The 12,887-nt window shown below is 72.8% G+C and carries 13 protein-coding genes; 7 read left to right on the top strand and 6 right to left on the bottom strand.

Annotation, left to right across the window (positions count from 1 at the left end; all coding sequences use genetic code 11):
- The first annotated feature begins 42 nt into the window (after window positions 1–42).
- Both I4I78_RS09615 and I4I78_RS09610 read left to right on the top strand, forming a co-directional pair.
- Window positions 43–1,644 (top strand): MDR family MFS transporter, encoded by a 1,602-nt coding sequence (locus I4I78_RS09615; protein WP_218610901.1) that lies wholly within the window; start codon window positions 43–45, stop codon window positions 1,642–1,644.
- Between the two features lie 294 nt (window positions 1,645–1,938).
- Entirely contained in the window at window positions 1,939–3,327 is a 1,389-nt protein-coding gene (locus I4I78_RS09610; RefSeq protein ID WP_218610900.1) for an HNH endonuclease signature motif containing protein, read from the top strand.
- Between the two features lie 119 nt (window positions 3,328–3,446).
- Here I4I78_RS09610 and I4I78_RS09605 read toward each other — a convergent pair whose 3' ends face one another.
- Window positions 3,447–4,433 carry a malate dehydrogenase gene (locus tag I4I78_RS09605; protein WP_218610899.1) on the bottom strand — a complete coding sequence of 329 codons (987 nt, stop codon included), beginning with the start codon at window positions 4,431–4,433 and terminating at the stop codon, window positions 3,447–3,449.
- Window positions 4,434–4,566: 133 nt separating this feature from the next.
- On the opposite strand from I4I78_RS09605, the gene I4I78_RS09600 reads away from it, so the two are divergent.
- Genes I4I78_RS09600 through I4I78_RS09590 form a run of 3 tightly spaced genes read left to right on the top strand, consistent with a single transcriptional unit; the run spans window position 4,567 to window position 7,070 of the window.
- Entirely contained in the window at window positions 4,567–5,730 is a 1,164-nt protein-coding gene (locus I4I78_RS09600; RefSeq protein WP_218610898.1) for a DUF418 domain-containing protein, read from the top strand.
- 35 nt (window positions 5,731–5,765) lie between these two features.
- Window positions 5,766–6,227, top strand: a complete 462-nt coding sequence (locus tag I4I78_RS09595; protein WP_218610897.1) for a GNAT family N-acetyltransferase — start codon at window positions 5,766–5,768, stop codon at window positions 6,225–6,227.
- A 39-nt stretch (window positions 6,228–6,266) separates the two neighbouring features.
- A complete protein-coding gene (locus I4I78_RS09590; protein WP_218610896.1) occupies window positions 6,267–7,070 on the top strand; it encodes a nucleotidyltransferase in 804 nt (267 codons plus the stop codon).
- Window positions 7,071–7,075: 5 nt separating this feature from the next.
- Here I4I78_RS09590 and I4I78_RS33395 read toward each other — a convergent pair whose 3' ends face one another.
- Both I4I78_RS33395 and I4I78_RS09585 read right to left on the bottom strand, forming a co-directional pair.
- Entirely contained in the window at window positions 7,076–7,207 is a 132-nt protein-coding gene (locus tag I4I78_RS33395; protein ID WP_255567099.1) for a hypothetical protein, read from the bottom strand.
- A 62-nt stretch (window positions 7,208–7,269) separates the two neighbouring features.
- On the bottom strand, window positions 7,270–8,088 hold the full coding sequence (locus I4I78_RS09585; RefSeq protein WP_218610895.1) for a cytochrome P450: 819 nt from the start codon (window positions 8,086–8,088) through the stop codon (window positions 7,270–7,272).
- 242 nt (window positions 8,089–8,330) lie between these two features.
- Here I4I78_RS09585 and I4I78_RS09580 point away from each other — a divergent pair, with 242 nt between their 5' ends.
- Window positions 8,331–8,834 carry a hypothetical protein gene (locus I4I78_RS09580; protein WP_218610894.1) on the top strand — a complete coding sequence of 168 codons (504 nt, stop codon included), beginning with the start codon at window positions 8,331–8,333 and terminating at the stop codon, window positions 8,832–8,834.
- Window positions 8,835–8,880: 46 nt separating this feature from the next.
- On the opposite strand, the gene I4I78_RS09575 is transcribed toward I4I78_RS09580, so the two are convergent.
- The 3 genes from I4I78_RS09575 to I4I78_RS09565 form a co-directional block, all read right to left on the bottom strand.
- Complete coding sequence (locus tag I4I78_RS09575; protein ID WP_218610893.1) at window positions 8,881–10,038, bottom strand: serine hydrolase; 1,158 nt, start codon at window positions 10,036–10,038, stop codon at window positions 8,881–8,883.
- 98 nt (window positions 10,039–10,136) lie between these two features.
- The gene (locus tag I4I78_RS09570; protein WP_218610892.1) at window positions 10,137–10,658 is read right to left on the bottom strand and encodes a CoA-binding protein; all 522 of its coding nucleotides are present in this window, start codon (window positions 10,656–10,658) and stop codon (window positions 10,137–10,139) included.
- The gene (locus I4I78_RS09565) at window positions 10,655–11,962 is read right to left on the bottom strand and encodes an O-acetylhomoserine aminocarboxypropyltransferase/cysteine synthase family protein (protein WP_374225857.1); all 1,308 of its coding nucleotides are present in this window, start codon (window positions 11,960–11,962) and stop codon (window positions 10,655–10,657) included. Before I4I78_RS09565 ends, I4I78_RS09570 begins: the two co-directional genes overlap by 4 nt.
- Window positions 11,963–12,031: 69 nt before the next feature.
- Here I4I78_RS09565 and I4I78_RS09560 point away from each other — a divergent pair.
- Window positions 12,032–12,887: TIGR03617 family F420-dependent LLM class oxidoreductase (locus I4I78_RS09560; RefSeq protein ID WP_218610890.1), on the top strand; the 856-nt coding region annotated here is incomplete at its 3' end.

The raw sequence follows: 12,887 nt of genomic DNA, 5'->3' as shown, positions 1-12,887 counted from the left end.
TACTAGCCGGCCGACAAGCAGGCCAGCGAACGGGAGGCCGGGATGAGCGAGAACACAGGCGGCGCGGGGGCCGCGCCGGCAGGGGCGTCCGTGCTGACGCCGGAGGCCGGGGCGACCGATCCGCCCGCCCCGCGCAGCCGCCGCGAGATCTACACCGTGATGAGCGGGCTGATGATCGCCATGCTGCTGGCGATGCTGGACAACACGATCGTCGGCACCGCGATGCCCACGATCGTCGGCGAGCTGGGCGGGCTCGAGCACCTGTCCTGGGTCGTCACCGCGTACGCGCTGGCCACCGCGATGTCGACGCCGGTGTGGGCCAAGCTGGGCGACCTCTACGGCCGCAAGGGCGTGTTCATGACGTCGATCGTGGCGTTCCTGGCCGGCTCGGCGCTGTCCGGCCTGGCGCAGAACATGACCGAGCTGATCGCGTTCCGGGCCGTGCAGGGCATCGGCGCCGGTGGCCTGATGGTCGGCGCGATCGCGATCATCGCCGACCTGGTCCCGCCACGGGAGCGCGGCCGCTACCAGGGCCTGATGGCCGCGGTGATGCCGCTGGCGTTCATCGGCGGGCCGCTGATCGGCGGGTTCCTCACCGACAACCTGAGCTGGCGCTGGGCGTTCTACATCAACATCCCGCTGGGCGTGCTGGCCCTGGTCGTCGTCTGGTTCACGATGAACCTGCCGGTCGTCCGTCGTGACGCGAAGATCGACTGGACGGGCGCGGGCCTGCTGGCCACGGCCATCGCGGCGCTGACGTTGTTCACCTCGTGGGGCGGCTCGGAGTACGCCTGGGGCTCGTGGCAGATCATCGGCCTCGGAGTGCTGACCGTCGTCGCCGGCGCGCTGTTCGTGCGGGTGGAGCGCCGGGTCTCCGAGCCGATCCTGTCGCTGGAGCTGTTCCGCCGCCCGAACTTCTCGGCCGCGATCGTACTGACGTTCCTGACCGGCTTCGCGATGTTCGGTGCGGTGACGTTCCTGCCGCAGTTCCAGCAGAACGTCCAGGGCGCATCGGCCACCGACAGCGGCCTCCTGCTGCTGCCGCTGATGGCGGGCATGCTCACCACGTCGCTGATCGGCGGGCAGTACATCAGCCGGACCGGGCGCTACCGCTGGATGCTGGTGGTCGGCGCGGTGCTGATGGCGGCTGGACTGGGCCTGTTCTCCACGATGGGCGTCGGGACCGGACATCTGAGCGCGTCGGTGTTCATGGTGGTCCTCGGCGTCGGTATGGGTCTGGTCATGCAGACGACGAACCTGGTCGTGCAGAACAGCGTCGACCAGCGTGACGTCGGTGCCGCGAGCGGCGCGTCGACGCTGTTCCGGACGGTCGGCGGCTCGCTGGGCGTCTCCCTGCTGGGCGTGCTCTACGCGAACGGCCTGACCGGCACGCTGTCCGAGCAGCTCGGTACGGCGCAGGGGGCCTCGGTCGCAGGCGGGCAGATCACCCCGGCGATGCTGGGATCCCTGCCGGCGGCGGTGCGCGACGCCTACCAGGCCGCCGTCACATCTGGTGTGACGACCGCCTTCCTCTGGGCGGCGCTGGTCGCCCTGATCGCCGTCGCGGCGGCATGGGCGATCCGGGAGGTCCCGCTGCGCGGGAGCGCTCCCGCTCCGGAGCCGGAGCCGGTCGCCGTCTCCTGAGCCTCGCTCTCCCTGAGCCCGGCCTCGCCGAACGGGTCCCCCCAGATCGGGGAGGAGCCGTTCGGCGTCGTCGCCGGCCCTGCTCGACGGCTCAGCCGGAACGCCGGCAAGCACGCAGCGGACGGGGCACGACGGGCGCCCAGCACGGGGTCGGCCCCGCGAGGGCCGAACAGGAGCCTCTCTCGCCGTTGCCGCATACGAACACCGAGAGGAGCTGACACCCTCTGCGCCGAGTGGTCGCTGACCTGCGACGACAGACCATTATGCGAACATTTGTTCGAGTACGATGGCGCCATGCCCGACGCCCGGATCGCCGCCGCGCACGACCGCCTCATCGAGGCCGTCGAACAGCTGCGCGCGGTGGTTGTCGGGGCCGGCGACACCGAGCAGATCTCCGTGCTGATCGCCTGCGAGGCCGCGCGGCGGCGCCTCGATCACCTCTCGGTCGGCGTCCTGGCCGCCGCCGAACGCCGCGACGTGTTCACCTCGCGTGGCTACAAGACCAGCACCGCCGCCCTCGCCGACCTATTGGGCTGGGAACGACACGAGGCGCGCCGCCACACCACCGCTGCGGAGAACGTGGTCGGGAAGACCGCCCTGGACGGCACGCAGTTGCCGCCCCGGCTGCCCGCCACCAGCGAGGTGTTCGACTCCGGACGCACCAGCCTCCGGCATGTCGAGGTCGTCGCGAAGGTGCTGGGGTCCCGCGCCGCGGATCGTCTCGCGCCGGCCGTCTGGGCCGCCGCCGAGGCCGAACTGGCCGCCAAGGCCTCCGACTACACGCCCACCGAGTTGCAGACGTGGGGCACCGAACTCGTCGACAAGCTCGACCAGGACGGCCCCGCACCCGACGACGATCACCCCGAGCCCGAGGTCAACGAGCTGCGGTTGGTGCGCCACCGCAACCGGCCCGGCGGAAAGATCACCGGACGGTTCGACGACGCCGCCATGTTCGACACCATCGCCACCGTCATCGACGCCAAATCCAAGCCGACCTCGGCCGACGAGACCCGCGAACCCGCCCAACGCCAGGCCGAAGCCCTGGCCGAGGTGTGCGGGTACGCCCTGTCCCACGGCCCGACCTCGCTGGTTCCCGAGACCGGCGGGCGGCGCCCGCAGATCTCGGTCATCATCCGACTCGAGGACCTGGAAGCCCGCGCCCGAAACGGGATGCTCGACTTCGGCGGCCAGACCTCACCGGAGACCCTGCGGCTGCTCGCCTGCGACGCCGCCGTCCTCCCCATCGTCCTCAACGGCGAAGGACAACCCCTCGACGTCGGACGCGTCACCCGCTCGATCCCCGACGGACTCCGCCGCGCCGTGGTCGCCCGCGACCGCGGGTGCGCCCATCCCGGATGCGACCGGCCACCGTCGTGGTGCGAGGTCCACCACATCATTCCGTGGGAAGACCTCGGCCACACCAAGATCGACAACCTGGTGATGCTGTGTCGACAGCACCACCGGCTGATCCACCACCCGGGTTGGACCGTCCGCATCCGCGACGGACTACCGGAGTTCGTGCCGCCGGCCTGGATCGACCCCGCCCGGACACCCCGCCGGCAACCCGCGGCGATCATCGACGTCCCGGGTCCGCGATGCCCCGAACCACCCGCTCCGGCTGTCGGTGTCGGCACCGGTGTGCGCATCGCCAACCTGGACGGCATCGGCGCGCCCGTTCGCTGAACCCTGCCCGGTGCCTGCAGGGACACTCACCGGGGTCGAGGCGTCGCCGACGGCCCGGGAGCACACAGACCGATGGGCCCCTCCCTACGCGGGAGGAGCCCATCGACGAACTGCTCAGGTCAGAGAAGGCCCAGCTTCTGCACGGCCTCGCGCTCCTCGGTGAGCTCGGCGACGCTGGCGTCGATCCGCTCGCGGGAGAAGGAGTCGATCTCCAGGCCCTGAACGATCTCCCACTTGCCGTTCTTCGAGGTGACCGGGAACGAGGAGATGATCCCCTCGGCCACGCCGTAGGACCCGTCGGACGGGATCGCGGCCGAGGTCCAGTCACCGTCGGGGGTGCCGTTGACCCAGTCGAAGACATGGTCGATGGCGGCGTTCGCGGCGGAGGCGGCCGAGGACGCGCCACGGGCCTCGATGATCGCGGCGCCGCGCTTGGCGACGGTCGGGATGAAGTCGTCCTTGAGCCAGGCCTGGTCGACCTGCTCGGCGGCGACCTTGCCGTTGACCTCGGCGTGGAACAGGTCCGGGTACTGGGTCGCGGAGTGGTTGCCCCAGATCGTGAGCTTCTTGATGTCGGCCAGCGACACGTCGAGCTTCTTCGCGAGCTGGGCCAGGGCCCGGTTGTGGTCCAGGCGGGTCATGGCGGTGAAGCGCTCGGCCGGGACGTCCGGGGCGGCGGCCTGGGCGATCAGGGCGTTGGTGTTGGCCGGGTTGCCGACGGCCAGGACGCGGATGTCGTCCGCGGCGCCGTCGTTGATGGCCTTGCCCTGCGGGCCGAAGATGCCGCCGTTGGCCTCGAGCAGGTCACCGCGCTCCATCCCCTTGGTACGGGGACGGGCGCCGACCAGCAGCGCGACGTTGGCGCCGGAGAACGCGGCGCCGGCGTCGTCGAAGATGTCGATGCCGCGCAGCAGCGGGAACGCGCAGTCGTCGAGCTCCATCGCGGTGCCCTCGGCGGCCTTCACGGCCTGAGGGATCTCCAGGAGGTTCAGCTTGACCGGGGTGTCGGGCCCCAGCAGCTGCCCGGAGGCGATCCGGAAGAGCAGCGCGTAACCGATCTGGCCAGCGGCTCCGGTGACGGTGACGGTAACGGGGGTAGCAGACACGACGCGGACCCTAGTCGGGTCGCCCGGCACCCGCCGCGACGGGGAGCACACCGGGGGCGCAGTCGTGGTCAGCGCCACACCCGCGCGTCCGGGACGCGACGGGGTGTCCGATCTGCGCGGTTAGCCTGGCGTCATGACCGCGGCCGAGCCCGGCGCCACCCCGGCCGCGGACCGCGCCCCCGCCCCCGACCTGGCCCGCGGCGCGATGCTGCTGCTGATCGCGCTGGCCAACGTCCACCGGTACGTGTTCGGGGCGGTCCCCGGCGAGCTGGTCCCGCTGGACCGGGCGGTGGTCCTGGTCGAGACGGTCCTCGTGGACGGGCGCGCCTACCCGCTGTTCGGATTGCTGTTCGGCTACGGCGTCGTGCAGCTCGCGCGGCGGCGCGACGCCGGCTCCGGCGTCGCCCTGGTCCGCCGCCGCGGCGGATGGATGATCGCGATCGGGCTGGCGCACGGGCTCCTGCTGTGGTCCGGCGAGATCGTCGGCGCCTACGGCCTGCTCGCGGTCGTGCTGGCCGGGGTGCTGGTGCGCGGCTCGGAGGCGACGCTGGCCACGGTCGCGATCGGCGGCCTCGCGATGGCCGCGGCGCTGACCTCCGGGGTACCACCGGTGCCGGGCAGCCCCCAGGGGTCGTTCGTCTCGATCACCCTCGCCGGGCCGGCGGAGGCACTCGTGGCGCGCGCCGGTGAGTGGGTGCTGTCCGGTCTGCTCGGGCAGGCCGTCGGCGTCGCCGGCGCGGTCGCACTCGGTGCGCTCGCCGCCCGGGCGCGGTTGCTCGACGAGCCGCAGCAGCACCGTGTCCTGCTCGTACGGACCGCCGTCCTGGGCCTGGCGGCGGCGGTGCTCGGCGGGCTCCCGCAGGCGCTGCTGCTGGTCGGGGCCTGGTCCCCGCCCGCGGAGCTCGCCGGGCTGTCGAGCTCGGTGCACACGCTCGGCGGCTACGGCGGCGCGGCAGGCTACGCGGCGCTGTTCGCGCTGCTCGCGATCAGGCCCGGGCGCGGACATGGCCGAGTGGCCGGTGCAATGCGGGCGACCGGGCAGCGGTCGCTGTCGTGCTATCTCGCCCAGTCGGTCGTGTTCGTGGCCCTGTTCCCGGCCTGGACGCTCGGCCTCGGCTCGACGACGCCGCTCTGGGGAGCCGCGTTGGTCGGTATCGGAACGTGGCTGCTCACCGTGGCGCTGGCGGTCGCGAGCGCACGGACCGGCCGTCGCGGCCCGGCCGAGGCCGTTCTCCGCCGGCTCACCTACGCCCGCCGGCGCACCATCGCCGGACCCGGCCCCGCACGCGGCGCCTGATCCCGTGGCCGCCGATCCGCGGCTACGGTCGGTCGATGGTCACGACACGGCGCGCGGAGCATCGGGACATCGACGCGGCATCGCGCCTGGCCCGTGACGCCTACCGGCACTACACCGCGCGGATCGGCCGTCCGCCGGCGCCGATGGAGGCCGACTACGCGGCGACGGTCGAGGACCGGACGATGTGGGTCGCCGAGGACGACGACCGCGTACTCGGCTTCGTCGTCCTGATCGACGCCGGCGACCATCTGCTTCTCGACAACGTCGCGGTCGACCCGCTCGCCCAGGGACGGGGAGTCGGGGCGCGGCTCCTCACCCTGGCCGAGGACGTGGCCCGGGCCCGCGGCCACCGTCGGATCGAGCTGTACACGAACGAGGCCATGACCGAGAACCTCGACTACTACCCCCGCAAGGGCTACGTCGAGACCCGTCGCGGAGAGCAGGACGGCTATCGCCGGGTGTTCTTCGCCAAGTCGCTCGACGGCCCCTCCGAATAGTGCCCGCGATCCCCGAGCGGAAGACCGGTGGAGTACCCAGTGGCCGACCGAGGACTCGCCCCCGACGGGACGATCGCCCGCGAAGGGAGCCTGGACCACGTCCCGGCCCAGTTCGCCCCGGTGGTCGAGGCGGCCCGGGCCCACATCACCCGGTGGTTCGGCAGTGCTCGACTGCACAGTGCGTACCTCTACGGGAGCATCCCGCGGGGGACCGCCGTCCCGGGCGTCTCCGATCTCGACGTCCTGCTCGCGTTGCACGACGACCCCACCGACGCCGACCGCACCGAGGCGACCGCGGTCGAGACCGCACTCGACGTCGCCTTTCCGCAGATCGACGGCGTGGGAGTCCTGCTGTCCGGCAAGGGCGCCCTTCTCAGCGACCTCGAACGCCACGACCTCGGATTCTTCGTCGCCTGCCTCTGCACTCCGCTGATCGGGCACGACCTCGCACGGGACCTCCCCCGCTACCGCCCCACGTCGCTCCTCGCCCGGGAGACCAACGGGGACCTGTCGACGGCACTGGAGCGCTGGCGCGTCCGCGCAGCGCACGCCTCGACGCAGAGCGACCTCAAGGCGCTCAACAGGTCCGTGGCCCGTCGCATCGTCCGCACCGGCCTCACGCTGGTCATGCCGTGGTGGGGCGGCTGGACGAGCGATCTCGTCCGGTCCGCGGAGCTCTTCGGCGGCTACTACCCCGAGCGCTCCCGGCAGATGCGGGCGGCCGCGGCGGAGGCCGGCGCGCCCACCGCGGACCCGGTGGTGCGGGCCATGCTGCTCGACGACCTCGGGCCGTGGCTGGCCTCCGAGTACGCGGCCGTGCACGGGGTGAAGACCGCGCGCTGAGCCGGTCAGCCGGTCAGGATCACGGGCAGGGCGACCGGTCGGCTGCCCTGCACCGGCCCGAGGTCGGACTGGCGCAGGTCCTCGACTCCCCCGACCAGCCGCGCGCCGGGGAAGTCGTCGCGCAGCACCTCCAGCACGGTCCGCAGCTCCAGTCGGGCCAGGTGCGCGCCGATGCAGTAGTGCGGGCCGTAGCCGAAGCTCAGGTCCGGCGCGTCGAGCCGGCCCGCGTTGTCGATGCCGAGGATGTCGACGAGGATCGGCGCTCCGGCCGGGAGGACGACGCCGCCCAGCTCGATCTCGGTGGTGGCGAAGCGCCACAGCGTGAACGGGGCCGGCGGGTGTTCCCGCAACACCCGCTCCACAGTGCATCGATCCGGTCCCGGTCCGCGTCGGCGAGCCCGAACCCCGGATCGAGCGCGTGGGCGAGCAGGAAGCCCAGTGCGGCGTCGGTGGTGAGCTGCCCGGCGAACACCAGCCCGAACAGGAAGTAGCCGATCTGCTCGTCGGAGTACTCGTCGCGCAGCTCCTTGCGCAGGGCCGACCCGATCCCGTCGTGCCCGCCGTGCACCGCGCCCGCGGTGACGGCGTTGAGCGCGTCGAACGCCGCCCCTCGCGCGGCCGGATCACTGCTGACCATCCCCCGGCAGGCCGAGGCGGCGTCGTCGAGGAGCTCCTTGTGGACGCCCACCAGATCCAGGATCACCGTGAGGGGGTAGCGGGTGGTGAAGTCCGCCGCGAGGTCCACGACGGTGCCGGCGGCGGCCTCCTTCCTCAGCAGCCCACGCGCCGTCGCGGCGATCCGGTCGGCGTCCGCGGCGAGCCGCCGCCGGCTCAGCAGGGGCGCGTGTGCCGTGCGGAGCCGGGCGTGCGCCGGCCCGTCCAGGGTCGTCAGCGACGGCCGCTGCCCCGCGGTCGGCTCCAGGTCGCCCCCGTCGCGCCAGCTCTGCGGGGCGAGCGCGGTGTCCTTGGCGATCCGCGGGTCGGTCAGCACCTGGCGGGCGACCGACTCGTCGGTCACCACCCACACCGACCCGGCGCTGTCCCTCGACCACCATCTCGCTCCTCCACCGCGTCCGCCGGTACCCGCATCGGGCCCGGTGCCTCACGATCCAGGTGTATGCGGTCACATCCTGTCCGCGATCGCCGTCGATCTCTCCCGCTCGTGAGCGAGCCGGTCGGCGCACCGCGCTCGCCGCCACGGCAGGGCGGGTGCTCCGCGTTTCCGCGCGCGACGACCCGGACGTGGTTAGGGTCGTCGTCGTGGCCGACGACGACCGGGCTGAGCGCCCCATGGGCTCGGGCGGGACGTCCGGCACGGGGAGTGCGCGTCCCGCGGGCGGGAGCACGTCCCGGGACGACCTGAGCGAGCCGAAGTTCTCCTGGCAGGGCGCGCCCGGCTACTCCTCGTTCGACCCGCAGCGCTTCCCACCGCACGCGCCGATGCCCGGGGCGCCGCCGTACCCGGCCGCTCCCGAGCACGAGCGCCCGCCGATCTCCGCCGGGCGCCGCCGGGAGGCGCTGCTGCCCCGCTGCCTGGGCGCCGCGGCGGTGTGGGCGGTGGTCGCGGTCGTGCTCGCCCTGGTGACCGGCGTGGGCGCGGGGTGGGGCCTGCGGGCGGTGGCGATCGCGGTGCCGTTCCTGCTCACCGCCGGTGCGCTGACCGCCCCCGCCCGGCGCGGCCGGGCCGGGATCGGCCTGCTGGTGCTGCTCGCGTTCCCGTTGTTCTGGGTGCTCTACGCCGTCGCCGTGGCGGTTCTCGGATAGGGATCGGCCTCCCGCCGTCGCCGTGGCGCGGTTCCCGGTAGCGGGGTCAGTGCCGCGCCATCGCGGCGCACACCGCGTCGAGCTCGGCGGCGCGCAGGGCCGCGAACACCGCGGCGTCGCGGCCCGTGCTCGTCTGGGTGCGCTGCGCGGTGATCGACAGCGTCGCCGAGCGCTGCCCGTCCCGGCCGGCGACGGCGAACTGGGTGTAGCCCAGGGTGTTGCCGGTGTGCCCGTAGACCGTGCCGCACGGGGTCTCGTAGCGGAACAGGGCCAGACCGGCGGAGTTGCGCCCCGGCCCGGGAGGCTCCGACCCACCGGGGACGAACCGTGCCTGCTCCCGCTGGGTCGACCCACGGAACAGCTCGCCCCCGACGTAGCCGCGGACGAAGCGGTTGAGGTCACGCGGGGTCGAGACGACGCCTCCGGAGGCCCACGCCCACCCGCCTGCGAGGACCTCGCTCACGTCGGCCGGCGGAGTCCCTTCCTCGACCTCGTAGCCGTGCAGGAACGGCCTCGGCAGCGCGGGCCCGGCCGGCAGGGTCGTGTCCCGCAGGCCGAGCGGGCCGGTGACCCTGCTCCGCAGCTCACGCTCGTAGGAGCGGCCGGTCGCCGCCTCGACGAACAACCCGACGACGATGTTGTCGGAGTTCGAGTACTCGTAGCGGCTGCCCGGGGTGAACCTCAGGTCCTCGCCCGCGACGAAGTCGAGCAGCGTGCGCGGTGCCGGGGCCGTGCCCAGGGACGCCCCGACCGCGGCCTGTGCGGCCGGCGAGGCGATGAAGTCGGGCACGCCGCTGGTGTGGTTGAGCAGCTGTCGCAGCGTGACGCGGTGCCAGCGCCGGGGCACGTCGGGCCGGCGCGAGCCGATCGTGTCGTCGAGACGCAGGACGCCGCGCTCGACCAGCGAGAGCGCCACGCCGCCGCTGAACGCCTTCGCCGTGCTCGCGATGTGCATGTGGTCGGTCGCCTTCGGCGGACGCCGGTCACCGACCTCGGCGACCCCGGCCGCGTGCACCTTCTCGTGCCGGCCGCGCTGGACGACGGCGATCGCGCCGGGAGGCCCGCCCGGCATGGTCACCAAGCGTTGCAACGCCCGGTCGAGCGCGGCGTCCTCGCGGATCGGCGTGGACGCCGTCGCGGTCGTCGCCCCCGCACAGAGCAGAACGGCGGTGACCAGCGCGGGGACGAGCCGCCTCGACTTCACAACGAGTCAATGTAGACCCGTCACAGTGAACGCCTATCGCCCGAACGGCCCTCATGATGTCACCGACCGTGGTCGATCGGGCACGCAGCGACCGATCGTCAGTCCGCCCGTCGGCGGGAGGAGATCACCCCGGTGTTGAAGCCGGCCAGGTGCAGGCCGCCGTGGAAGCGGGCGTGCTCGACCTTGAGGCAGCGGTCCATCACGACCTCCAGGCCGGCGGTCTCGGCGCGCCGGGCGAGCGCCTCGTCGAACAGCCCGAACTGCAGCCAGAACGTCCGCGGGCGCGCGCCGTCGGAGGACCGCAGCTCCAGCACGGCGTCGAGCACCGACGCCAGGTCCGACGGCTTGCGGAACACGTCCACCAGGTCCGGGACCACCGGCAACGCGTCCAGCGAGGGGTACACCGGGCGGCCGAGGATCTCGGTCGCGTTCGGGTTGACGAAGTAGACGTCGAACCCGGTCGAGGCCAGCAGGTAGGTGGCCACGAAGTTGCTGGCCCGGGCCGCGTTCGCGGACGCCCCGACCACGGCGACTGTCCTCGTCTCGCGCAGGATCTGCTGGCGGCGGACGGCGGGCGGGTTCTGCCAGGTGGGGCCGGGCACGGTCTGGGTGTCGGTCATCGGTCGTCCTTCGCGGCGGCGGTGAGTGCCTGGTCGAGGTCCCAGATGATGTCGTCCGGGTCCTCCAGTCCAACGCTGATCCGGATCAGATCTTCCGGGACGCCCGCCTCCTCGAGCTGCGACGGCGTCAGCTGCTGGTGGGTGGTCGAGCCCGGGTGCAGGACCAGCGTGCGCGCGTCGCCGACGTTGGCCAGGTGGCTGCACAGCTGCACCGACTCGATGAACCGCGCGCCGGCCTCCCGACCGCCGGCGACCCCGAACGCGAACACCGCGCCGGGCCCCTGCGGCAGGTACGTCCGCGCCCGCTCGTGGTGCGGGTGCGAGGGCAGCCCGGCGAAGCGGACGTAGCCGACCCGCGGGTCGGCCTCGAGCCACTCCGCGACCTTCTGCGCGTTCGCGACGTGCTGGTCCATTCGCTGCGGCAGCGTCTCCACGCCCTGCAGGAGCAGGAACGCCGAGTGCGCGGACAGCGTCGCGCCGACGTCGCGCAGCTGCTCGGCGCGCAGCTTGGTCAGGAAGCCGAGCTCCTGGAAGTTGCCCCACCAGCTCAGCCCGCCGTAGGACGGCACCGGCTCGGTCATCACGGGGAAGTTGCCGTTGCCCCAGTCGAACGTCCCGGCCTCGACGACGACGCCGCCGAGCGTGGTGCCGTGCCCGCCGAGGAACTTCGTCACCGAGTGGACGACGATGTCGGCGCCGTGCTCGATCGGGCGGCACAGGTACGGGGTGCCGAGCGTGTTGTCGATGACCAGCGGGATCCCGCGGGCGTGCGCGACCTCGGCGAGCCCGGCGATGTCGGCGACCTCGCCGCCCGGGTTGGACACGACCTCGGCGAAGATCAGCTTGGTCTTGTCGGTGATCGCGGCCGCGTAGTCGGCCGGGTCGGTGCCGGGGACGAACGTGGTGTCGATGCCGAAGCGGCGCAACGTCACGTCGAGCTGGGTGATCGTGCCGCCGTAGAGCGCGGACGCGGACACGATGTGGTCGCCGGCCCCGGCCAGCGCGGCGAAGGTGAGGAACTCCGCGGACTGGCCACTGGCCGTCGCGACCGCACCGATGCCGCCGTCCAGGCTGGCCAGCCGCTCCTCCAGGACGGCGACGGTCGGGTTCGCGATCCGGCTGTAGATCAGCCCGTACTTCTGCAGGGCGAACAGGCTCGCCGCGTCCTGGGTGTCGTTGAACACGTAGCTCGTGGACTGGTAGATCGGCACCGCGCGCGACCCGGTTGCGGCGTCGGGCACCGCGCCCGCGTGCACGGCCCGTGTCCGGAAGCCCCAGGACCGGTCCTGCTCCTGCTCGCTCATGTCCCCCATCCTGCCTCGTTGACCGGCGCCGGGCGCGAGGGCAACCTCACCCCTGTGACGATTCACGCCGTGAAGATCGACGCGAAGCTGCGCGACAGCCTGGACACCATCGGCGACGACGTCCGAGCCTGCGAGGAGATCGGCTACGACGGCGGCTGGAACGCCGAGAACAGCGTCGGCGACCCGTTTCCCGCGCTGGCCCTGGCCGCCGAGCACTCGCAGCGGATGGAGATCGGCCCGTCGGTGGCGATCGCGTTCGCCCGCACCCCGATGACCGTCGCCTACCCGGCGTGGGAGCTGCAGCGCTTCTCCCGCGGACGGCTGGTACTCGGCCTGGGCAGCCAGATCCGGCCGCACATCGCGCGCCGGTTCTCGATGCCCTGGTCGCGCCCGGCGGCGCGGATGCACGAGTTCGTGACGGCGTTGCGCGCGATCTGGCACGCCTGGGAGACCGGCGAGAAGCTCGAGCACCGGGGCGAGTTCTACGACCACTCGCTGATGACGCCGAACTTCACCCCGCCGCCGAACCCGCACGGCCCGCCGAAGGTGTTCCTGGCCGCCGTCGGACCGCACATGCTGCGCACCACCGCCCAGGTCGCCGACGGGCTGTTCGCGCACCCGTTCCTCACCGAGCGCTACCTGCGGGAGGTGATCGTGCCGGAGGTCACCGCGCACCGCCCGGACGGCGCCTCCGAGCTCGAGATCTCGCTCTCGCCGTTCGTCGCCCTCGACGAGCGCGACGTCGAGGCCGTCCGCCGCCAGATCTCGTTCTACGGCTCCACCCCCGCCTACCGCCCGGTGCTGGAGCTGCACGGATGGGGCGAGCTGCAGGACGAGCTGAACCGGCTGTCCAAGCAGGGGCGCTGGGACGACATGGTGCCGCTGGTGACCGACGACATCCTGCACCAGATGTGCGCCGTCGGCA

Source organism: Pseudonocardia sp. KRD291 (genome assembly GCF_019263595.1).
In the GTDB taxonomy this organism is placed as follows: domain Bacteria; phylum Actinomycetota; class Actinomycetes; order Mycobacteriales; family Pseudonocardiaceae; genus Pseudonocardia.
This window is presented reverse-complemented; position numbering and strand designations above follow the sequence as displayed.